Annotated in this window: 17 protein-coding genes; 7 read left to right on the top strand and 10 right to left on the bottom strand. The window is 73.6% G+C overall.

Annotated features, from left to right (window positions below):
* Positions 1–50: 50 nt before the first annotated feature.
* From B072_RS0135550 to B072_RS0135565, 4 genes are all read right to left on the bottom strand, one after another.
* Positions 51–4,688, bottom strand: a complete 4,638-nt coding sequence (locus tag B072_RS0135550; protein WP_018534749.1) for a hypothetical protein — start codon at positions 4,686–4,688, stop codon at positions 51–53.
* A 43-nt stretch (positions 4,689–4,731) separates the two neighbouring features.
* Positions 4,732–5,637 (bottom strand): hypothetical protein, encoded by a 906-nt coding sequence (locus B072_RS0135555; protein WP_018534750.1) that lies wholly within the window; start codon positions 5,635–5,637, stop codon positions 4,732–4,734.
* 46 nt (positions 5,638–5,683) lie between these two features.
* Positions 5,684–7,210 (bottom strand): hypothetical protein, encoded by a 1,527-nt coding sequence (locus B072_RS0135560; RefSeq protein ID WP_018534751.1) that lies wholly within the window; start codon positions 7,208–7,210, stop codon positions 5,684–5,686.
* A gap of 69 nt (positions 7,211–7,279) precedes the next feature.
* Positions 7,280–7,978 carry a GntR family transcriptional regulator gene (locus tag B072_RS0135565; protein WP_018534752.1) on the bottom strand — a complete coding sequence of 233 codons (699 nt, stop codon included), beginning with the start codon at positions 7,976–7,978 and terminating at the stop codon, positions 7,280–7,282.
* Positions 7,979–8,138: 160 nt separating this feature from the next.
* Between B072_RS0135565 and B072_RS0135570 the strand changes: the two genes are divergently transcribed.
* Both B072_RS0135570 and B072_RS0135575 read left to right on the top strand, forming a co-directional pair.
* The gene (locus B072_RS0135570; RefSeq protein WP_018534753.1) at positions 8,139–9,428 is read left to right on the top strand and encodes an MFS transporter; all 1,290 of its coding nucleotides are present in this window, start codon (positions 8,139–8,141) and stop codon (positions 9,426–9,428) included.
* Positions 9,425–10,231, top strand: a complete 807-nt coding sequence (locus tag B072_RS0135575; protein WP_018534754.1) for a putative hydro-lyase — start codon at positions 9,425–9,427, stop codon at positions 10,229–10,231. The genes B072_RS0135570 and B072_RS0135575 overlap by 4 nt, the downstream gene beginning before the upstream one ends.
* A gap of 88 nt (positions 10,232–10,319) precedes the next feature.
* Here B072_RS0135575 and B072_RS0135580 read toward each other — a convergent pair whose 3' ends face one another.
* From B072_RS0135580 to B072_RS0135600, 5 genes are all read right to left on the bottom strand, one after another.
* Positions 10,320–11,225, bottom strand: coding sequence for an SGNH/GDSL hydrolase family protein (locus B072_RS0135580; RefSeq protein WP_018534755.1), 906 nt, complete (start codon positions 11,223–11,225; stop codon positions 10,320–10,322).
* Positions 11,222–12,382 carry a glycosyltransferase gene (locus B072_RS0135585; RefSeq protein ID WP_018534756.1) on the bottom strand — a complete coding sequence of 387 codons (1,161 nt, stop codon included), beginning with the start codon at positions 12,380–12,382 and terminating at the stop codon, positions 11,222–11,224. Before B072_RS0135585 ends, B072_RS0135580 begins: the two co-directional genes overlap by 4 nt.
* On the bottom strand, positions 12,379–13,503 hold the full coding sequence (locus tag B072_RS0135590) for a glycosyltransferase family 4 protein (RefSeq protein ID WP_018534757.1): 1,125 nt from the start codon (positions 13,501–13,503) through the stop codon (positions 12,379–12,381). Before B072_RS0135590 ends, B072_RS0135585 begins: the two co-directional genes overlap by 4 nt.
* 161 nt (positions 13,504–13,664) lie before the next feature.
* On the bottom strand, positions 13,665–15,077 hold the full coding sequence (locus tag B072_RS0135595; RefSeq protein WP_018534758.1) for a hypothetical protein: 1,413 nt from the start codon (positions 15,075–15,077) through the stop codon (positions 13,665–13,667).
* Positions 15,078–15,357: 280 nt separating this feature from the next.
* Complete coding sequence (locus B072_RS0135600) at positions 15,358–15,750, bottom strand: ankyrin repeat domain-containing protein (RefSeq protein ID WP_018534759.1); 393 nt, start codon at positions 15,748–15,750, stop codon at positions 15,358–15,360.
* Between the two features lie 281 nt (positions 15,751–16,031).
* Between B072_RS0135600 and B072_RS0135605 the strand changes: the two genes are divergently transcribed.
* Entirely contained in the window at positions 16,032–16,226 is a 195-nt protein-coding gene (locus B072_RS0135605; protein ID WP_018534760.1) for a hypothetical protein, read from the top strand.
* Between the two features lie 37 nt (positions 16,227–16,263).
* Positions 16,264–17,862 carry an ATP-binding protein gene (locus B072_RS0135610; protein ID WP_026246642.1) on the top strand — a complete coding sequence of 533 codons (1,599 nt, stop codon included), beginning with the start codon at positions 16,264–16,266 and terminating at the stop codon, positions 17,860–17,862.
* Positions 17,863–17,882: 20 nt separating this feature from the next.
* On the opposite strand, the gene B072_RS0135615 is transcribed toward B072_RS0135610, so the two are convergent.
* Positions 17,883–19,382 carry a PLP-dependent aminotransferase family protein gene (locus tag B072_RS0135615; protein ID WP_018534762.1) on the bottom strand — a complete coding sequence of 500 codons (1,500 nt, stop codon included), beginning with the start codon at positions 19,380–19,382 and terminating at the stop codon, positions 17,883–17,885.
* 99 nt (positions 19,383–19,481) lie between these two features.
* On the opposite strand from B072_RS0135615, the gene B072_RS0135620 reads away from it, so the two are divergent.
* The 3 genes from B072_RS0135620 to B072_RS0135630 are packed head-to-tail and all read left to right on the top strand — an operon-like array spanning position 19,482 to position 22,337.
* Positions 19,482–20,159: a YczE/YyaS/YitT family protein gene (locus B072_RS0135620; protein WP_043245402.1), complete on the top strand. Its 678-nt coding sequence runs from the start codon at positions 19,482–19,484 to the stop codon at positions 20,157–20,159.
* Positions 20,156–20,923 carry a glycerophosphodiester phosphodiesterase gene (locus tag B072_RS0135625; RefSeq protein ID WP_018534764.1) on the top strand — a complete coding sequence of 256 codons (768 nt, stop codon included), beginning with the start codon at positions 20,156–20,158 and terminating at the stop codon, positions 20,921–20,923. The genes B072_RS0135620 and B072_RS0135625 overlap by 4 nt, the downstream gene beginning before the upstream one ends.
* 46 nt (positions 20,924–20,969) lie before the next feature.
* Complete coding sequence (locus B072_RS0135630) at positions 20,970–22,337, top strand: MFS transporter (protein ID WP_018534765.1); 1,368 nt, start codon at positions 20,970–20,972, stop codon at positions 22,335–22,337.
* The last annotated feature ends 71 nt before the right edge of the window (positions 22,338–22,408 follow it).

Raw genomic sequence — 22,408 nt, forward strand, 5'->3', positions numbered from 1 at the left:
CTCTTCCACACGTGGCTCGCGGAACAGCTCCGCGAGCCAGGTGGGCCTGCCTAGTTCGGCTGGGGCTCCGGACGCTTGTACATCCGGGTGGCCGTGATCTCGCCGTGCACCGTCTCCCCCTGCGGGTCCTGCTGCGGCAGACCCGGCCGGAGGTGCTCCTCCACGCTGATGTACTTCAGCCCGGCCCGGAGGTCCGCGTCGTTGCGCAGCCGGATCACGAGGGGGAACTCGGCGAGCGCCGTCGTGTCGAACAGGCCGGTGGTGTAAAGGAGTTGGACACCGAGCGCGTCCGAGACGGCGCGCTGCAGCTCCAGCAGGTACGTGGCGTTGGCGCGGCCGATCGGGTTGTCGAGGAACAGCGTGCCCGCGTGGCGGTGCTTGTCGCGGCCCCGGTCGTTCGAGCGCAGCGCGGCCATCGTGCAGTACAGGGCGATGGCCGCGGTGAGCAGCTGCCCGCCGGAGAACACGTCGCCCATCTGCCCGACGGGGACGCGCTCGGCGCGCAGCACCGCGTCCGGCTTGAGGATCTCGACGGCGACGCCCTTGGGCTGCAGGGCGGCGCTGACGCCGCGCAGCAGCAGGGACATGCCGTCGCGCCGGAGGTCGGAGTTCTTCTTGACGGCGGCGCGGGTCGCCTCGTCGACGACCTCGCCGAGCCGCTCGGTGAGCGTGGCCTGGTCGGGCTCCTCGAAGCGGATCCGCAGGAACTCCTGCCCGGACCACTCGCCGAGCCCCTCGGGCAGCCGGGACAGCCGCTGCGCCGACCGGAGGGTGGCCAGGGAGGACTCCACGAGCCCTCGCAGCCGGTCCACGATCGAGTCCCGGTTCCGCTCCAGCTGCGCCAACTCGTCGGTGAGGACGCGCAGTCGGGGCGCGAACGCCTCAGCCCACTGCTGCGCGTGCTCGGGCAGCGCGGAGGCGGGCAGCTCGCGGATCTGCTGGCGGGCGGGGGTGCGCACCTGCTCGTACCGCGTGGAGTTCGCGTGCCGTACGAGGATGTCGCCGGCCTCGCGGACCGCGGCCTCGGCGGCGGACAGATCGGCGGAGCAGCCGCGCAGCGAGCGCCGGGTCTCGGCGGCGGCCGTGCGGGCCTCCTCCAGGGTGCCCTGGTACGGCTCCGGCTCCTCCTGCTCCTCGGTGTCGGCGGCGTGATCGCGCAGCAGGTCGCGCAGGAGCGCCGCGGTCTCGTCGAAGCCGCCGGTGCCGTCCTCCGCGGCGCGGTGCGCGTCGAGCAGTTCGCCGTGGGCGGCCCGGGCGGTCGCCAACGCGTCGGTGCGCACGGCGAGTTCGATGGTCGCGGTGCGCAGCAGCTGCTGGGCGTGCTCGGTGTCGCCCGGGACGAGGTCGTCCGGCAGCTCGGTGTGCGCGTCACCGTCCTCGGGCGCGTGCCGCTCGGCCTCGCCGCGCAGCCGGCCGAGCTGTTCGCTGGCGGTGGAGGCGCGGGTCTCCAGGAGCTGGACGTGCTCGTCGGCGCGGGCGGCGGCGGCCTGCCGGGACGGCCCGTCGGAGCCCTCGGGCGATTCGAGCAGGGCAGCGGCCCGGGTGCGCACCTTGTTGGTGAGCCGGTTCAGCTCGGCGAGCGCGGCGGACTCGTCGCTCTCGGCGCGGGCCTGTTCGGCGCGCAGGTCGGCGCCGACGCCGACCTTCTCGTACACCTGCGACGCGGCGCGGTAGGCCTCGCGCAGAGCGGGCAGCGACGCCCTGGGGGCCTCGCCGTCCGGGCTCGCGGGAACGTCGTCGGGGGCGCCGGCGATCTCGGCGCGCTCGGCGCGCAGCGTGCGGGCGGTGCGGTGGGCGTCGTCCGCGGAGCGCTGGGCGGCGCGCCGGTCCTCGTCGGCGGCGCGCGCGTGCTCCAGGCAGGACTGCGCGCGGGCCTCGGACTCGACGGCCTCGTCGGCGAGTTCACGGACCTTGGCCTGCCAGGCGGCGCGCTCGCGCAGGCGGTACGCGAGCCCGGCCAGGGCGTCGGCGGCGCGACGCGCCTTCTGCGCGGCTTCCTGTCGCTCGTCGCGTACGCGCGTGGCCTCGCCCGAGACCTCGTCGGCCTCGGCGTGTGCGGTGCGGGCCTCGGCCAGCTCGGCCTCGGCCTCCTCGGCGAACGTACGGGCCTCCGTCGCGGCGGCCGCCAGCTCGGCGAGGCGGCCCGCCGGGCAGCCGGACCGCCAGGAGCCGATCCGGGCGGCCAGCTCGCGGTCCTTGGCGAGGCGTCCGGCGAGCGTGCGGATGTCCTCGTCGCGTCGCGCGGCCCGCTCGCGCAGCGCCTGCCGCTCCTCGTCGGCGGCGTGCTCGTCGTGCATGGCCGGGTTCGGCGGTACGAGGAAGACGCCCTCGTCGGAGTGGTTCTCGGCCGGGGTCGGGGCGAGCAGGGCGGCGGCGGTGCCGACGGCCACGGCGGAGCGCGGCAGCAGGGCGGCGCCCGCGAGCGCCTCCCTGGCCCGGACGTGCGAGGCCGGGTCGGTGATGATGACGCCGTCGACCAGCTCGGGCCGGGCGGCGAGCACGCGCGCGTGGTCGGCCGGGTCGACGGACTGGGCGAGGTAGCGCCAGCCGGGCAGGGCGGGGATGCCGTGCTCGCCGAGGAACTCGACGGTGGCGAGGACGTCCGGTCCCGGCGGCAGGAGTCCCCCGTCACCCAGGGCGCCGAGGATGCGGGAGTCGTCCGCGGCGGCGGTGCGCAGTTCGAACAGCTGGCGCTCGGCGGAGGCGACGGAGTCGTCGAGGAGGGTCTTGAGGTCGTCCGCGGCCCGGTCGAGGTCCTCGGGCGTGAGGGACGCGTCGTCGGTGGCCTCGGCGCGGGCGCGCACGGCTCCCGGGAATCCGGCACTCTCCGGGGCCTTCAACGGCCCGTTCACACCGAGGAGTTCGGCGAGCCGCTCCTCGCCGGCCAGCGACACGGCGGCCCGCTCCTCGGCCCGGTGGGCGTTCTCGGCGGCGCTCGCGGCGTCGGCCGCGCGGGCCGCGGTCAGTTCGGCGCGGGCCTCGGCGGCGCCGGTCTCCCGGGCGTGCTCGGCCGCCCGGCGGGCCGCCTCGCGCGCGGTGTCCCACGCGGCGACCGTGGTCTTCTCCGCGTCGGCCGCGGCGAGCGCGGCGCGAGCCGGGTCGGCGTCGGGCGCGCTGTCGTCGAGCCATCCGGCGCGGACGGCCTCGGCGGTCTCCTGCTCGACCTCGCTGAGCCGCTGACGCAGGTGCCCGAGTTCACTGCGGGCGCGCTGGGCCTCGGTGGCGGCGGCGGTCGCGTCGCGGTGCGCGGTCTCACCGGCCTCCTGGAGGACGGCGGAGCGCTCCTCCTCCTCGTTCGCGTGCTGCTCGGCCTTCTCGGCGGCGCCGTGCAGGGCCCGTACGAGATCGGACGCGGCCTTGGCGCGGGCGGCGAGCGCGGGGGCCGCGTCCCGCTCGGCCTCGCGGATGGCGACGGCCACGCGCGCGGAGCGGTCGGACGCCGCCCGGTGCCGGAGGACGGCCTCGGCGGCCTGCCAGGCGGAGTGCAGGGTACGGGCGTCGGCCAGCTCGCGCTTCTGGACGGCGGCGGCCTTCTCGGCTCCGGCCAGCGCCAAGGAGGCGTGCCGGTAGGCGAGTTCGGCGGCGATCAGCGCGCTGCGCTCCCGCGCGGACTCGGCCTCGGTGACGGTGTGCGCGGCGGCGGTGACCCGCTGGGCGAGATCTCCGGCCCGGCCCCGCTCGACGGCGGCGCGGGCGGAGAGGCGCCGGGCCAGCATCCGCGTACGGCGTTCGGCTCCGGCGTGGATGTCCCGCGCGCGGGAGCGCGTCTCGGCGGCCTCCACGATCCGGGTCAGCAGGTCCACCGAGCCGGCGGTGAACTCCCGCTCGGCGATGAGCTCGGCGCGGCGGCCCAGCTTGTTCCCGAACCCGCTGACGAGGTCGGCGAGTCCGTCCGTGTCGCGGGTGTCCGTCACGGCGCGCAGCAGCAGGTCGGTGAAGTCGGAGTCCTTCTTCACGGCGAACAGGCCGGCGGCCTCGCCCTCGTCCGCGTTCATCTCCCGCTGGTAGCGGAAGAGTTCGGGGTCGAGGCCCAGGTCGCCCAGGTGCTCGTTCCACCGGTCGTGGATCTCTTCCCAGTGGACTTCGAGGTGCGGGTACACCTTGCCGGCCTCCACGAGTGCGTCGCGGAAGCCCTTCATGGTGCGGCGGCGGCCCTGGGCGCTCGACGCGCCCTCGGCGACCGGCCGTACGGCGTTGGACTCCGCGACCGGGAGTGCGTCGAGGCTCATCCCGGGCCCTGGCCGGAACGAGTACCAGGCCTCGGCGAACTTCCGCGGGTCGTTGGAGACCTGCCGCCCGCGCCATTCGCTGACCTTGCCGACGACGACGCATTCGCCGGTGAGGGTGTGCTGCCACTCCAGGGCGACGTGTCCGCAGTCGTCGGCGAGCAGGAACTTGCGGAGCACACCGGAGCTGGCGCCACCGAGGGTGTTGCGGTGGCCGGGCAGCATCACCGAGAAGATCAGCTTGAGCAGGACCGACTTGCCGCCACCGTTCTCCAGGAAGAGCACACCGGCCGGCGCGGGGCGGCGCGGCGGGCCGACGGGCTCGTCCTCGAAGAACTCCGCCTGGGTGGGGGCGGGGTCGGGCACGTGCGCGCCGACACCCCGCAGGTCGAGCACGGTGTCGGCGTAGCGCGCGCCGGCAGGCCCGATGGAGTAGAGGCGAACCCGGGACAGCTCGTACATGGCGGACTCTCGTGGTAGGTGCGGAAGTTCAGGAGGTTCGGGGTCAGGAGTGGAACGGCAGGCCCGCGTCGGCGACGAGCTCTCCCGCGTCCTCGTCCATCGGCGGCACCAGGCTCGCGGAACCGTCGGTCACGGCCACGACGCCCAGGTCGAGGAGCTCGGCCATGGCGGCGGTGCCGGCCATGTCCCGCACCTGCAGCTGGTAGCGGGCCGTCGTGCGGTACGTGCCGCCGCCGTCGTCCCCGGTTCTCTGCAGGAATCCGGAGTCGGTGAGGAACGCGACCGCCTTGGCGACGATGCCGGTGGTCGAACTGGCCAGGCGGCGGGTGTCCTTGGTGGCGCCGGTGGAGCTGCGCCGCGCCCAGATCCGCCAGGCCGCTTCGAGGCCGGGGGCGTCGGTCGCCGGGTCGGTGTTCTCGCCCGACTCCTCGGCCCGCTCCTCCAGCTTGCGGCAGGCCTGCCGGACGAACGCGTCCACGCCGTTGACACTGACCCGGCCGATGTAGCCGTCGTCGGCGAGGTCCTCGGGGCGCGGGAACGCGAGCGCCGCGACAGCGAGGTGGGCGAGTCCGTGCAGGAAGCGGTCGGTGGAGTCGGCGGCGGTCCTGCGCGCGTAGTCGCCCATCCGCACCGCGAACACGGAGTCCTCGGCGGCGGTCACGGCCATGCCCGCGCGCGGGGACACCTCCAGGACGACCAGCCCGAGCCCGCTCGCCACGGCGTCGGCGAGCCGGGCGAACGGCGGGTCCTCGCGGTAGCGGCGCAGCAGCTCGCCGTACTCCTGGTCGCGGGAGGGCTGCAGCTTGGGCTGCAGGCCGAAGGCGACGAGCCGCGCGGCGTCGGCGGCGTCGGCCGGGGTGATCGGGGCGGCGGTCTTCACCGAGCCGGCGCCCGGGGCCGACGCCTCGGGCTCGCCCCACTCGGCGTGCTCTTCGGGGTGCTCGGTCACGGGCGGTGCTCCTCGGTCGTTCCTCGGTCGTACGTACGGGTCGGCATCACGCGGCCTCCGTCCGGTCCGCGGCCATGCCGACCGCGTCGAGCAGCGCGGTGCCCACGATGAGGTCGGCGCCGCCGAACTCCGGGTCGTCGAGCTCCGTGCCGTCGTCCACGGCGAACAGCAGCTTCTCCTCGCCCTGCCGGTAGGCGGTGCCGACCGCGGGGCTCGCCGCGTGCACCGCCAACAGGGCGACCAGGTACGGCAGTTCGGAGTCGCGCCTGCGCGCATCGGCCAGCAGTCCGGAGAGCCGTCGCGGCGCGTCCGCAGGCAGGTCGAGCAGTTCCTTGGCGCTCGCGAGCTGCTCCTCGCTGAACCGGCTGTCGTCCGGCGTCTCGATGAGATCCGGCTCGGGCATCTCGGCGCCGAGGTGCTCTCGCTCCATGGGCGGGGTCAGCAGTATGTCGACGAGATCGCCGACGCGTACGGAGACGGGCGTCCGCAGCCCCGTGCCCCGCGCGAAGAACGCGTCCGTCACCTTGCGCGCGCCCTCCACCGGCAGCGGCAGGAGCGGTGCGACGAGCTGCCCGTACAGGTCGAGGCCCGCGCGCGCGGAGGGTGTGGCGAAGGCCTGCCGGTCCTGCTCGGCGCGGAACAGCGGCCCGGCTTCGAGCAGCCGCGACTGCAGCTGCGTATGGCGGCGGATGCAGTCCTTCACGATGTCGACGAGCTCGGCCGCGCGCCGCTTCTGCTCGGGGTCCTCGGACTCGTCGCGTGCCTTGCGGATGTTCGTGAGGATCGCGTTCTCGTGGCGGTAGCGGTCCGCCACGTGGTCGAGCGCCTCGGCGATCATGTCGGGCACGGCCTGCAGCCAGTCGACGGCGCGCACATTGCGCCGCGTCGCGTCCAGCGCCTTGCGCAGGGTCTCCGAGTACTGCACGGTCCGGTACCGGGCCTGCTCGGCGGCGAGCTGCGCGTCCGCGAGCCGCCCGCGGCTGATCAGGACCTCGAGCTTCACCTCGGCGGCGATCTGCGCGCTGGTGACGTCGGTGTCGAGCGCTCCCACGAGGACGTTGACCGCTTCGTCCGTCGTGCGGAGGTAGACGCTGCCCCCGTAGCCGGGTACTTCCTCGATCAGCTTGAAGTCGTAGTCACGCCGCACATAGGAGCCGTCCGTCGCGAACGTGCCGTACACGGCGCGGAAGCCGCGGTCCACACTGCCGACGTTGATCAGGTTCTCCAGGACCCAGCGGGCCACCCGCTCGTGCTCGGCGGACGGCCGCAGCGGGGCCTGCGCGGCGATGCGCGGGACGAGGCGAGCCACTATCTGCTCGTGGTCCGCGCCCGTGTCGAAGTCCATGTTCAGCGTGACGAGGTCGATCGCCGAGAGGGCGACCTCGGCCATGCCGTACGTCGAGTACTCGCCCGCGAGGTTCGCCTTGCGCACGTCCAGGTCGTGCAGCGGCGCGGTGCAGGCGAGCGCGCGAAGCCGCCGCGCGAGCCCTTCGTCGGCGGCCGGGCCCGGTGCGGGGCGCGGCCCCGCGCTGAGCTGGGGCGGAACGGATTCCGTGGTGGCAGGCGAAGTCACGGAGCACAGACTAGGCGCTGGGTCTGACAACGGTCGAAACGACGCAGATGCGACGGTGGCAGCGGGCCGCTACGCCTCGCGCGCCACCCGCTGCCCGTACACCTCGACGAGGCCGTCGCGGGAGTCGTCGAGATAGTCGGCGAGCAGCGCCTCGGCGTCGTCGCGGCGCCCGTCGGCGAGCGTCTCGACGATCTTCAAGTTCCGGGCGAGATAGGGCTCGTGGAGGCGGCGCGGGTCGTCGACGACGTGGAACGCGAGGCGCAGTTCGGCGAGCACGCTGCGCATCAGTTCGTCGGTGCGCTCGCTGCCGGCGAGGGCGACGAGTTCGCGGTGGAAGTGGATGTTGGCGGTGGAGACGCCCTTCCACTCGCGGGCCTTCGCCGCGCGCTGACCGTCGGCGACGGCCGCGGCGACCCGGTCGAGGGCGTACGGCGGTGTGCCGAGGGAGCGGACGACGGAGCACTCGATCATGCGGCGGATCCGGTAGATGTCCTCGACGTCGTCGACGCTCAGGACGCGGACGAAGACACCGCGGTTGAGCCGGTGCTCGAGCAGCCGCTCGTGCGTGAGCAGGCGGAACGCCTCGCGCAGGGTGTTGCGGGAGACGCCGAGCGCGCCCCCGATGCTGTCCTCCGACAGACGGGTGCCGGGCGGGAAGAACCCTTCCGCGATCCGGCTCCTGAGGATGTCGGCGACCCGCTCGGCGGTGCTGGTGCGCCCCAGCAGCGCGCGATCGTCCGCAAGTGCGTTCAGTTCTTCCGTGGCCACGGCCGAATTCAAGCGCAGATACAAGAACGAAACAACGTGGGTATTGAGGGATCGTTCAACGATCCTCTACCTTGGCGGACAGATACGGCTCAGCACGGCTCAGCACGGCTCAGACATGGCTCAGGCACGGCTCTCCGCGAGTACTCCTGTGAGGTGCTTCATGAGCACGACTCCACCGACGCCCGACACCGTCCGGCTGTCTCCCCGACTTCCCGCCCCCGAGGGCCCGTTCGGCTGGCTCCGGGCGCTCGGCCCGCGCGGCCGGCGCGCGTTCGCGGGTGCCTTCGGCGGCTACGCCCTCGACTCCTACGACTACTTCACGCTGCCGCTGAGCATGGTGGCGCTGGCCGCCTACTTCGGGCTCGACAGCGGCCAGACCGGACTGATCACCACCGTCACGCTGGTCGTCTCGGCGGTCGGCGGCGCCGCCGCGGGCGTGATCGCCGACCGGTTCGGCCGGGTCAGAGCGCTGATGATCACGGTGATCACCTATGCCGTGTTCACCGTGGCATGCGGGTTCGCGCCCACCTACGAGACGCTGCTCGTCTTCCGCGCCCTCCAGGGTCTCGGTTTCGGCGGCGAGTGGGCCGTCGGCGCGATCCTGGTCGCCGAGTACGCCTCGGCGAAGCACCGGGGCCGCACGCTCGGCGCCGTGCAGAGCGCCTGGGCGGCGGGCTGGGCGCTCGCCGCGATCGTCTACACCCTGGTGTTCCAGTTCCTCGACGCGGACCTGGCCTGGCGCGTGATGTTCTGGACGGGTGCGCTGCCCGCCCTGCTCGTGGTGTGGCTGCGCCGCCGCGTGCAGGACGCCCCCAAGGCGTCGGAGAAGCTCGAAGTCAGCGCCCACAAGGGCTCGTTCACCGAGATCTTCAAGCCGGGACTGCTGCGCACGACCCTCTTCGCGGTGCTGCTGTCGACCGGCGTCCAGGGCGGTTACTACACGCTCGCCACCTGGGTGCCCACCTACTTGAAGTCGGACCGGGGACTCACGGTGGTCGGCACCGGCGGCTATCTGACGTTCCTCATCTCGGGCGCCTTCATCGGCTACCTGACGGGCGGCTACCTCACCGACCGTCTCGGCCGTAAACGCAACATCGTGCTGTTCGCGATCCTCTCGGCGGCGAGCATCGTGGCGTACACGAACATCCCGGACGGCGCCGACGGTCTCCTCCTGGTGCTCGGTTTCCCGCTCGGCTTCTGCATGTCGGCCATCTTCAGCGGCTTCGGCTCTTTCTTGAGCGAGCTCTATCCGACCGCCGTACGCGGCACGGGTCAGGGCTTCACGTACAACACCGGCCGCGCGATCGGCGCCGTCTTCCCGACGCTGGTCGGCTTCCTCGCGGACAGCTGGGGCGTGGGCGGCGCGCTCGTCTTCGGGGCGATCGGCTACGCCCTGGCCGTCGTCGCGCTGCTCGGACTGCCGGAGACCCGAGGAAGGGAACTGCTGTGACCCCCACCGATGAACGCACGACACGCACCGCCACCCTGACTCCGCGCGAGGCCCGCGCCCTGTTCCGTACGGGCACCGGCGCCCCCACGGCGGGCTGGGCGCGCGGCCACACGCAGGCCAACCTGATCGCCGTACCGGCCGACTGGGCCTACGACCTGCTGCTGTTCTGCCAGCGCAACCCGAAGCCCTGCCCGGTCCTGGACGTCACGGACGCGGGCGACTGGTCCACCGTCCTCGCCCCGGGCGCCGACCTGCGCACGGATCTGCCGCGCTACCGGGTGTGGGAGCACGGCGAGTTGACGGCCGAGCCGACCGACGTGCTCGACCACTGGCGCGGCGACCTGGTCTCCCTGCTGCTCGGCTGCAGCTTCACCTTCGAGTGGGCGCTGGCGGCGGCCGGCGTACCGCTGCGCCACATCGACCAGGGCACGAACGTGCCCATGTACGCGACCACGCGCGCGTGCCGTGCCGCGGGCCGCCTGCACGGCCCCATGGTCGTGTCGATGCGTCCGATCCCGCCGCACGCCCTGGAGGCCGCGATCCGGGAGAGCTCGCTGATGCCCACCGTCCACGGCAGCCCGGTGCACCTGGGCGATCCGCGGGTCCTCGGCATCCAGGACCTCGACGCGCCGGACTTCGGTGACCCGGTGGCGAGGGAACCGGGCGACATCCCGGTCTTCTGGGCCTGCGGAGTGACGCCCCAGGCGGCCGTGATGGCGTCCAGGCCGCCGTTCGCGATCACGCACGCGCCGGGGCACATGTTCCTCACGGACACCCGCGACGAGCAGCACAGGGTGGCCTGAGACCGGCCCGCGGCCTCGTGGGGATCCGCTGGATCCGCGAGCCGGCCCGCGGCCCCGCCGCTCCGGGGGAGGGCGGGGCCGCGGCGCGTCAGGCGGCGGGTTCCTCCGCCACGACCGGGACGGACAGTGCCGACAGGGCCGTGGCGACCGCGGCCGACGCCCGCAGGTCGAGCCGCCCGCTCGTCCCGCGCAGCCCGTGCCGCACCTCGTCGGCGGCCAGGGCGACGAGCTGCGGCAGCAGGTCGGTGCAGCGCCGGGCGACCCATCCGGTGCCCACCGTGGCCAGCCACCGGAGGCTTGCCGTACGCGTCGGCGCGGGCCCCTGCGGTTCGGTGCCGGGCGCCGGCCCGAGCGCCGTCCCCGACGCGGCCAGCAGTGCGTGGAAGCGAGCGGCGAGCAACCGGTGCCCGCGCTCCCCCGGATGCAGCCGGTCGGCGCTCCACAGGGCACGGTCGGCCACCCAGTCGGCGTCGGCGGCGTGCAGATGGACGGCTCGGTGGCGCTCGGAGAGCGCGTGGACCACGGAGTTGACGGCACGCTGCCGACGCGCGAGCGGGCGGGCCAGGGCCCCGGGCAGACCGAGCAGCGCGCCGGGGTCGGGCAGGCACGCGGTGAGCAGCACCGCGCCCCGCTCGCCGAACGCGCCGTACACGGTGTCGAGGCGCGCGGCGACCGCATGGATGTCGAAGGTGCGGCGCAGGGTGTCGTTGACCCCCACGACGACGGACACGAGGTCGGGCGCGGAGGCCAGCGCGGCGGGCAGTTGTCGGGCGAGGACGTCGCCGGTCTGCGCGCCGATGACGGCGAAGTTGCGGAACTCCACACCCACTTGGTCGGGCGCGAGTCCTTCGGCCAGCAGCGCGGCCCATCCCCGCCACCGCCCGTCGCTTCCCAGGTCGCCGATCCCTTCGGTGAGCGAGTCGCCGAGCGATGCGAACCGGAGGGGCCTGGGTGCCGACGCCCGCGGGGCGGCCACGGCGCACGGGGCCTTCATGCCACCGTCTCCCGCCGCTCGGCCCCCGGTGCCCGCACCGGGGGCGCGTCGTGCGCCGCCAAGAAGGCGTCCACCGAGGGGCCCCAGCCGAAACACTCCGCACGCGCGCGTGCGGCGGCCCTGCGTCGGCGCGTGGGGCGTGCCAGCACCGTCCGTACGGCAGCGGCGAAGGACTCCGCGGTGTCGCCCGCCACGGCCCCGGCCGCGCCGACCACCTCGGGCAGCGCGCAGGACGCGCTCACCACGACCGGCGTGCCGCAGGCCAGGGCCTCCAGAGCGGCGAGCCCGAACGTCTCGGCGGGCCCGGGCGCCAGACACACGTCGGCGGTGGCCTGGAGGGCCGCCAGTGCGCCCGGGTCCGCGACATGCCCCAGGAAGGTCACCGGCAGCCGCCGCGCCCGCTGTTCGAGCCGCGCCCGCAGCGGCCCCTCTCCCGCCACCACCAGCCGAGCGGGAACGCCCGCCGCGCGCAGCGCCTCCAGGGCGGCGATCCCGGTTCCTGGCCGCTTCTCCACGGACAGCCGCGTGCACATGACGAGCAGGATCTCGTCCACGCGCGCGTGCCGCTCCCGCACCCGGGCGTCCCACAGTTCCGGGCGGCAGCGGGCGAGATCGACCCCGAGCGGGGCCCGCACCACGTTGCGTGCCCCGATCCGCACGAACTCCCGCTCCGCCCACTCCGTGGTGCACACCACGCGCGCGTAGGCGTGCGCGGTGCGGGAGTTGAGGACGTCGGCGGCCCGGCGTGCCGCCTGCTCGGGCAGGCCCCAGGTGCGGAGCACGCCGTGCGCGGTCTCGTGGGACACCATCACGGCGGGCACCCGCGCGCGCCGCGCCCACTCGCCGGTCCAGCGCAGCGTCGTCCGGTCCGACACCTCCAGGCGGTCGGGGCGCAGGTGCTCCAACAGCTTGGCCACGCGGCGCCGTTCGGCCAGTACGCGGTACCCGCCGGTGCCCGGCAGCGGCGCACCGGGCAGGGTGATGACGCGTCCCTGTGCGGTCCGCACGTCCGAGGGCCGCTCGCCGGGCACGATCAGTACGGGTTCGTGCCCGGCGGCCGCGTAGCCGGTGCCCAACTCCCGCAGCGCGGTGCGCAGTCCACCGGACGCGGGGGCGACGAAGTTGGCGAGCCGTACGATCCGCAGCGCCCCGCTCATGCCGCCACCGCCGTCCGCGCGCGCAGCACGTCCGCGTAGTGCTCGATCAGCAGGTCCCCGACGGCCTCCCAGGTGCGCCCGGCGACAGCGGCCCGCGCGGCCGTCCCGTAGGCGGCACGCAGCCCTGGATCGGCGGCCAGGGCGCCCACCGCGTCCCGTACGGCGTCGGCGTCACCGGGCGGCACGAGGAGCCCGGTCGTGCCGTGCGCCACGAGGTCGAGCGGTCCGCCGGCCGCGGGGGCGACCACCGGCACGCCGCTCGCCATGGCCTCCTGCACGGTCTGGCAGAAGGTCTCGTACGGGCCCGTGTGCACGAAGACGTCCAACGAGGCGAAGATCCCGGCGAGTTCGTCGCCGGTGCGGCGTCCGAGGAACACGGCGCCGGGCAGCGTCCCGCGCAGCGCCCCGGAGCTCGGTCCGTCGCCGACGACCACGACCCGTACACCGGGCAGCCCGCACGCCCGCGACAGCAGTTCCACCTGCTTCTCGGGCGCGAGCCGCCCCACGTAGCCGACGAGCAGTTCCCCGCCGGGCGCCAGTTCGGCCCGCAGGAGCTCGTCGCGGCGCTCGGGCCGGAACCGTACGGCGTCCACGCCCCGCGGCCACAGCCGCACCCGGGGCACCCCGTGCGCCTCCAGGTCGCGCAGTGCGGCGCTGGACGGGGCGAGCGTCCGGTCGGCGGCGGCGTGCACCCCGCGGATCCGCCGCCAGGCGGCCGACTCCCCCGTCCCCATGTACGTACGGGCGTATCCGGCGAGGTCGGTCTGGTAGACGGCGACGGCGGGGACCCCGAGCCGCGCCGCCGCGGCCATCCCGCGCACACCGAGCACGAACGGGCTGGCGAGATGGACGAGTTGGGCCCGGTGCGCGACCACGGCCTGGGTGACGCGGCGGCTCGGCAGCGCGACCCGCACCTGCGGATAGCCGGGCAGCGGCAGCGACGGGACGCGGACGACCGGGCAGGGTGCGGCCGCGTCCGCCTCGGGCCCGGCGGCGGTGGCCGGGGCGACGACGAGGGGTTCGTGACCGCGGGCGGCGAGGTGCCGCGCGGTCTGCAGGGCGCAGTGCGCCACACCGTTGATGTCGGGCGGGAAGGACTCGGTCACGATGACGACACGCATAGGGGTGTTCTCGCCGCGTCCGGCGTGCCCACGTCAACGTGGATCTTTCCCGCCGTGGAACGCCTCATGAGCGTTGCGTCACCCGCGACACCTGGGGAAACGGCGGGGAACAGCGGGAGGCGGTCCCTCTCCCGAGGGGCCGCCTCCCGTCCATCAGCGCGTCACAGGGCCGGCGCGTCCGGCCCGATCCTGCTGCGTACGGCGGTCTGCACCTCGGCCTCCTCGGCCGGGTCGGCGGCGAGCCTGCGCAGTTGGTCGACCACCCGGGCGTCGCCGGTCTCGGCGTGCCGTGCGGCGACCTCGCGGGTGGACTCCTCGCAGTCCCACAGGCATTCGACGGCGAACCCGGCGGCGAAGGACGGGTCGGTGACGGCGAGGGAGCGGGCGGCGTGCCCGCGCAGATGGGACGACGCGGTCTCGCGGTAGATGTGCCGCAGGACGGGGGCCGCGCAGGCGATGCCGAGGCGGCCCGCTCCGTCGACGAGCGGCCACAGGGTGGGGGCGTCGGGTCCGTCACCGCGGACGGCCTCCCGCAGGGCGGACAGCACCAGTTCGCCGTCCTTGGGGCCGCCCTGGCAGGCGAGCATGCGGCCGGCGGCGGCGCCGAGGACGTCGGGCCGCGGCGCCCAGCGTCGGGCGCGCTCCACGGCGGCGACGGACCGCATCCGCTCGAAGCACTCGACGGCGGCGTCCACGACTGCCCGGGAGGGTGACTCCACGGCGGCCTCGACGAGATCGAGGACGTCGGGATCGTGGGTGTCGGTCAGGTAGCGCAGGGCGGTGCAGCGGGCCCCGTCCGTGCCCTCGCGGGCCGCCCGCAGGATCCCGGCGCGATCGGCGGGCCCGGCCACGGCGCTCAGACAGCGCGCGGCCGGCACGTACAGCACGGCGCCCCGCTCGAAGCCTTCCTGGGCCCAGTCGAAGACGGCCTGCACGCTCCACTCGGGGCGGGGCCCGGACGGTCGCAGCTGCCGCTGCCAGCGGTCGAAGGAGCCGGCTTCCTGGGCGGCACGCACGCGTGCCCCCACATGAGGTCGCGGGTCCTCGGACCACAGCCGCCAGGGCCGTGGCTCGAAGGCGTCCCGGACGGCCGCGACCAGTTCGGCCTCGGCGTGGGCGGGGAACCTGGCGAGGATCGGCTCGGCCAGGGCACGCAGCCCGGCGTCGTCGTCGCGCAGCGCGAGCTCGTCGAGCGCCCAGGCCCAGTTGCCGCCGAAGGCGGCGTACCTGCGCAGCAGCTCCAGGGCGTCCCGCCTGCCGTAGGAGGCGAGGTGCCCGAGCACCGAGAGCGCGAGGCCCGTACGCGTCTCGTCGGTGTCGACGAGGTCGTCGGGGTCGAAGAGGTGCCGCTCGATCTCCCCGAGCTCTCCGTGGAGATCGAGGTAGAGGCGGGCGTAGTACAGCGAGCGGTTCTCCACCTGCCAGTCGTGGCGGGGGTCGCTCAGCACACAGTGGTTCAGAGCCGCGAGAGCCTCGTCCCGCGGCGCCGTCAGCGCGTGCAGGGTGCCGTCACCGCGGCCCCGCTGCAGCAGGCCGAGCAGCGTACCGCTGGGCGCTATGACCGGTTCGAACATGGGAAACAGCCTCACATCAAGCGTCGACGCAACCGGGAACCTGCACCTACCTGGCCACGCGACAACACGTCGGAGCGCCCGCCGTTTCTTGCTTGCTGCAAGCCATCTCTCTGCCTCTCGTCCAAGGCCCGATCCCGGGCCACTTACGGCCCGCGTGGCACATGGGCACCAGCTGCCCCGCCATCGCGTCCGTAAATCACGCCGTCATCATGACCCAGCGGTTCTGCCCGCCGCGACCACATTTCCCGTACCCCCGTTTTGCCTGGTCAGTGCTGGTGGCTCAGGCCGCGCCGAAGAGCTCGAGCAGCTCCGCCTTGCCGAACATCCGGGCCGTGTCGACCGCCGACGGCGTCCCCGCGGCGGGATCCGCACCGCCGTCGATCAACGCCCTGATCACGGTCTCCTCGCCCTTGAAGACGGCGCCCGCGAGCGGGGTCTGCCCCTTGTCGTTGGCACGGTTCGCGTCGGCGCCGCGCCCCAGGAGCGCGGTCACGGCCGGCGCGTGCCCGTGATAGGCGGCGAGCATGACAAGCGTGTCCCCCCGGTCGTTCGTGAGGTTCGCGGGCACGCCCGCGTCCACGTACGCCACGAGCGCCTCCGTCTCGCCGCGGCGCGCGAGATCGAAGATCTTGGTGGCCAGCTCCACGACCTCGGGGTCGGGGGCTTCGCTCATCGACCGAACCGCCTTTCACATCCGTGCCGGTACGGCTCTGCGGCCGTACGAGTGAATCGACAGCGTACTGCCCGGCCGAGCACATGAGCCGACCCCGGCGAGGCAAAGATCATCAACAGCACGGACGACCGTCCGGCGGCACGCCCGGGTAGCTCACCAGCCGCCTGCCGATTGGGTGAATTCGATAAAAATCCACCCATTTGCACCTTTTATCGTATAGATACATGCTGTGAGCCTGGAAGAACTCATGGTGACTGTCCCCACCAACCAGGAGAAACCTCATGATCCTGTCCATCTCGGGCGTCGTGCTGCTCGGCATCATCGTCTTCCTGTTCTTCCGCAAGGACGGCCTGAAGGCCTCGCACGCACTGGTGTGCGCCCTCTTCGGCTTCTACCTGGCGGGCACGGCCATCGCCCCGAGCATCAAGGCAGGCGGCGCGAGTCTCGCCAGCCTGCTCGGCGGGATCAAGTTCTGACGGCCCATCCACCCGCACACACCTTCAGGAGAATGACGTGGCCAGGCGTCCGAATTCACCGTTGCCCCGCATTCTGAGCACCGGCAGCGCGTCTATCGCCCGGAGCCGGGAGATGGCGCGGACGGCCGCCGACGGTGCCACCGACGTCCTCCATCCCCTCATCACGATCACCCGTGGACTGCGTCGCCTTGCTTCCGCCGGGCGACGCAAGTGGGCGGACACCCCCAAGGACCGGCGCGGACCGCTGCTGTTCCTGGTGGCCGCCGTGGTCCTGGTCGTGGTGTTCATCCCCTACGGGCCGCTGCTCGCGATCATCACGGTCATGGCGGCGGCCGCGTGGAAGGGCCGCGATCCCAAGCAGCCCCCCGAGCCCGCGGGCCCGGACGAGTCACAGGTCAAGCGCCTCTCCTCGCTCTACGAGGCGCTCGTCCCCTACTTCTCGGTCGCCGAGGACCCGAACCCGCTCTACGCCCACGGCGGCGAGTGGGAGAAGGCCTTCGAGACGTACGACTTCGACGGCGACGGCCGCTTCGACCGGCTCACGATCAGCTACCCCGCCTACTTCACCGACGGCGAGGCGGAGTCGCGGGCCCGGATCGAGCAGCTGCTCGGCGCCAAGCTGGGCCGCGGCCGTGAGTACCACTTCGCCTGGGACGAGGAGGGCAACCACCTGACCGTGACGGTGCTCGCCCCGCTCCCGACCGACATCGCGGCCCAGCGGTTCGTGACCGCTCCGGCCGAGACGGTGCTCGGCTTCACCGACGAGACCGGGGTGCAGCGCACCCTGCCGGTCATGGAGGGCGAGGAACAGCGGGACATGCCGCCGGTCGTCTGGCGCACCGGCATCCGCTCCACCGAGCCCCACCTGCTGGTCGTCGGCCAGCCCGGCAGCGGCACGACGTCCCTCGTGCGCTCGGTCGCCCTGCAGGCCCTCGAGCACGGCGACGTGCTGATCGTCGAGGGCAGCGGGACCGGCGACTACGCCTGTTTGGTCGGCCGCGACGGTGTCCTCGCCGTGGAGTGCGGCCTCGCGGGCGCGCTCGCCAGCCTCGAATGGGCGGCGCACGAGACCGAGCGGCGGCTGATCGCGGCCAATCGGGCGCGACAGGCCGGGCACCCCACCCCGGACGACATCAAGCGCCCGCTCTGGATCCTGCTGGACCGGCCGAGCGCCCTGGGCCACCTCGCGGCGGCCGACGGCCGCAAGGACCCCCAGACGCTGCTCCAGGTGCCGCTGCGGCACGGGCGCGCGGCGGGGGTCACGGTCGTCGTGGCGGAGCAGTTCGACAGCCTGGACTCATTGATCGACCCGGTGCGCCAGCACACCCGCGCGCGCGTGGTGCTCGGTCCGGCCACTCCGGAGGAGCTGGAGGACGTCCTCGGCACCCAGCCGCCGACGACCCCCACCGCCGACGTCCCGGCCGGCCGCGGCTACGCCCGTCTCGGCACCGGCCAGGTCCACCGGCTCCAGGTGCCGGCCACCCCCGACCCGTACGACGACGCGACCAGTGAGGCGCACCGTCAGGCGGTCATGGGGCTGCTGCCGCAGCGGGTCACGGCCGCGGACTCCACGGACTCCGCGGATCCCGCCGTGGAGTCCGTTCCGGACGAGGCCGAGGCGCTCGCTGAGCGCTGACGAAGGCGCCGCTCGACGGCTTACGCGATCAGGGTGCGCGGCACGTCCCCGCCCGCACCCTGGCCGTCCGTCACGAGCCTGGCCGCTGCCGCGAGCCGCACCGCCGCCTCGTCGGCCACGGCGCCGCTCACGGTGAACGGCAGCCGCACATATCCCTCGAAGGCACCGTCGACGCCGAATCGCGGCCCGGACGGCACCCGCACCCCGACCCGCTCCCCCACTTCGGCGAGCCGGGACCCGGACAGGCCGCCCGCCTTCACCCACAGCGTCAGGCCGCCGTCCGGTACGTCGAACTCCCAGGCGGGCAGTTCGCGGCGGAGCGCGGCGACGAGGGCGTCCCGGTTCTCGCGCGCCTGGCCGCGGCGCAGTTCCACGGCCTCCTCCCAACCTCCGGTGTTCAGCAGCCAGTTCACGGCCAGCTGCTCGAGGACGGGGGTGCCGAGATCGGCGTACGCGCGGGCGGCGACCAGGCTGCGGATCACATCGGGAGCGGCCCGCACCCAGCCGATCCGCATGCCCGCCCAGAACGCCTTGCTGGCCGAGCCGACCGTGACGACGGTCGAGCCCGCGGGGTCGAACGCGCAGACACGGCGCGGCATTTCACGGTCGCGGTCGAAGTGAAGCTCGGTCATCGTCTCGTCGACCACGAGCACCGTGCCCGCGGAGCGCGCGGCGTCCACCAGGGAGCGGCGCTGCTCCTCGTCGGCGAGCGCGCCGGTCGGATTGTGGAAGTCGGCGACCACGTAGGCGAGTCGGGGCGCGGCGTCGCGCAGCACCTGGCGCCAGCGGTCGAGGTCCCAGCCCGCGAGGCCGTCCGCCATGGCGACGGGCACGAGCCGCAGTCCGGCCTCCCGCATCAGCTGGAGGATGTTGGCGTAACTGGGCGACTCGACGGCCACCCGCTCGCCGTGGCCCGCGAAGAGGTGGCAGATCGCGTCGATGGCGCCCATGGCCCCGGTGGTGACCATGATCTGCTCGGGCATGGTCGGGATGCCGTGGGCGGTGTACCGCTCGGCGATCATGGTGCGCAGGGCGGGCAGCCCCGCCGGGTAGTCGCCGTGGGTGTGGGCGTACGGCGGAAGCTCTTCGAGGGCGCCCTGCACGGCACGGGTCAGCCAGGGCTCGGGCGCGGGCAGGGCCGCGGTGCCCAGGTCGATGATCGAGCCGAGGGCCTCGGGCGGCAGGGGTTCCAGGCCGCGCGCGGGCAGCGGTTTCCCGGCCGGCACGGCGGTCCAACTGCCCGCTCCCCTGCGGGACTCCAGGAACCCTTCGCCGCGCAGCGCCTCGTAGGCGGCCGCGACGGTGGTCCGGCTCACGGAGAGCGCCTGGGCGAGCTCGCGCTCGGCGGGCAGGCGTGTGGCCACCGGAACGCGGCCTTCCAGGACGAGCAGGCGGATGCCGTCGGCGAGCGCGCGGTAGGCGGGCGGGCGCCGGGTGCCGGGGCCGGCGGGGCGCGGCTGCTGCGAGGTGAGCAGCCGGCCGAGCTGGGCCGAACCGATCGCCGAAGTCCACTGAGCCATGCGATCCAGTCCACCTTCCCGGAATTGGCCGTGGTTGGCCGGTGTTTCCAGGCCACAGAGTGTCATGGGTCAGGCCACTACCACTACAGGGGGCACCTCTTGTCCGCGCCGGAGCCGTCATCGTCGTCAAGCGGCGGGCCGCTGGTCCGCCGACTCGTTCAGCTCTACGTGGGCCTGGCGCTGTACGGCGTCAGTTCGGCGCTCCTGGTGGAGGCGGGGCTCGGCCTGGAGCCGTGGGGTGTGCTCCATCAAGGGCTCGCCGAGCTGACGGGCATCTCCATAGGCGTCGTCTCGATCATCGTGGGCGCGATCGTGCTGCTGCTGTGGATCCCGCTGCGCACACGGCCGGGGCTCGGCACGGTCTCGAACGTCTTCGTGGTCGGCCTCGCCATGGACGGCACGCTCTCCGTGGTGCCGGAGGTGCACGCCTATGGAGTGCGCGTTCCGCTGATGCTGGCCGCGATCGTGCTCAACGGCGTCGCGACCGGGCTCTACATCGCGGCGAAGTTCGGTCCGGGTCCGCGCGACGGTCTCATGACGGGGCTGCACCTTCGCACGGGCCGCTCGATCCGCCTGATGCGCACGTGCATCGAGATCGCCGTCGTGGTGACCGGCTTCGCGCTCGGCGGCACGATCGGCGTGGGCACCGTCCTGTACGCCCTCGCGATCGGCCCGCTGGCCCAGTTCTTCCTGCGCGTCTTCGCCGTCCCCGCGCCGTCGGCCGGTTCCACCGTGGTGGCCGGCGCGTCACCGCGGCGGGCGATACTGCGACGGTGACCGCGCGCATCCGCCACCCCTACCTCGACCACCCCGGGCCGCTCGCCCTCGCCCATCGCGGCGGGGCGGCGAACGGCCTGGAGAACACCGTGGCCGCGTTCCGCCGTGCCGTGGACCTCGGCTACCGCTACATCGAGACGGACGTGCACGCGACGCGTGACGGCCGTCTCGTCGCGTTCCACGACGCCACCCTCGACCGGGTCACGGACGCGCGCGGCCGCATCGCGGACCTCCCGTGGAGCGAGGTCCGCCACGCGCGCGTGGCGGACCGTGAGCCGGTCCCGCTCTTCGAGGACCTCCTCGAGTCCTTCCCCGATGTCCGCTGGAACGTGGACGTGAAGGCCGAGCCCGCCCTGGTCCCCCTCCTGGACCTGCTCCGCCGCACGCGCGCGTGGGACCGGGTCTGCGTCGGCTCGTTCTCGGAGGCCCGGGTCGCCCGGGCTCAGCAGCTCGCGGGCCCGCGCCTCGCGACGTCGTACGGCACCAGGGGGGTGCTCGGGCTGCGCCTGAAGTCGTACGGCCTCCCGGCGGCCCTGCGCCGCTCGGCGGTCTGCGCGCAGGTGCCGGTGGTCCACGGACGCGTCCGGGTCGTCGACGGCCGCTTCGTGCGGGCCGCCCACGCGCGCGGCTTGCAGGTCCATGTCTGGACGGTCAACGACGAGTCCGAGATGCGGCGTCTTCTCGACCTGGGGGTCGATGGCATAGTTTCCGATCACATCGAGACGCTGCGGGACGTCCTGAAGGACCGGGGAAGCTGGGTCTGACGGCCGGCCGGGCGCGACGGACCACGGGGACAACAAGGGGACACGGGTGGGCACCGACACCGCGCACGGGACGGCGGCGGGCGCGACGGCCCTCGCCGACCGCAAGCGCGAGCAACGCGGCTGGTACTTCTACGACTGGGCGTGCTCGGTCTACTCGACGAGCGTCCTCACGGTGTTCCTCGGCCCGTACCTCACGTCGATCGCGAAGGCCGCGGCGGACGCCGACGGCTATGTGCATCCGCTGGGCATCCCGGTCCGCGCGGGCTCCTTCTTCCCGTACACGGTCTCCCTGTCGGTGATCCTGGCGATCTTCGTGATGCCGCTCGCGGGCGCCGCGGCCGACCGCTCGGGGCGCAAGAAGCCGCTGCTCGCGATCGCCGCCTACACGGGCGCGGCGGCGACGACCGGAATGTTCTTCCTGGACGGCGACCGCTATCTGCTCGGCGGGCTGCTGCTCGTGGTGGCGAACGCCTCGCTGGCCGTCTCGATGGTGCTCTACAACTCCTACCTGCCGCAGATCGCCCCTCCGGAGGAGCGCGACGCGGTGTCGTCACGCGGCTGGGCCTTCGGTTACGCGTCGGGCTCCCTCGTGCTGCTGGCGAACCTGGTGCTGTATCTGGCCCACGACTCCTTCGGTCTCTCGGAGTCGACGGCGGTGCGCATCTGTCTGGCTTCGGCAGGGGTGTGGTGGGGCGCGTTCACGCTGGTACCCCTACGCCGCCTGCGCGACCGGCGCTCGGCGTCCGCGCCGGGTGACGCGTCGGCGCCGTCGGGGACGGGCCTGCGCCAGCTCGTGGCCACGTTCAAGGACATGCGCCGCCACCCGCTGACGCTCTCCTTCCTTCTGGCGTACCTCGTCTACAACGACGGCGTGCAGACGGTGATCTCGCAGGCCTCCGTGTACGGCTCGGAGGAACTGCGCCTCGACCAGTCGACGCTGATCACGGCGGTGCTCCTCGTGCAGGTCCTGGCCGTGGTCGGGGCCCTCACGATGGGCCGGCTGGCGCGCGCGTACGGTGCGAAGCGCACGATCCTCGGCTCCCTGGTGGCCTGGACGGTGACGATCGGAGCGGGCTTCTTCCTGCCCGCGGACTCTCCGCGCTGGTTCTTCGTGCTGGCCGTCGGCATCGGTCTCGTCCTCGGCGGCACCCAGGCCCTCTCCCGCTCACTGTTCTCGCATCTCGTCCCCGCGGGCAAGGAGGCCGAGTATTTCTCCGCGTACGAGATGAGTGACCGGGGCATGAGCTGGGTGGGGCCCCTGGTGTTCGGGCTCGCGTACCAACTGACGGGGAGTTACCGCGACGCCATCGTGTCGCTGGTCGCTTTCTTTGTGATCGGTTTTGTCCTGCTGGCGCGGGTACCTGTCCGTCAGGCGGTCCGCGACGCGGGGAATCCCGTACCGACCCGGATTTAGCGCCTGAAGGCAAAGGCCGGTAGTGTACGCGGTTGGCCTGCCAGGCGGACCGTTACTGCATGTCAATAATC

Source organism: Streptomyces sp. HmicA12, assembly GCF_000373565.1.
Classification (GTDB): Bacteria; Actinomycetota; Actinomycetes; order Streptomycetales; family Streptomycetaceae; genus Streptomyces.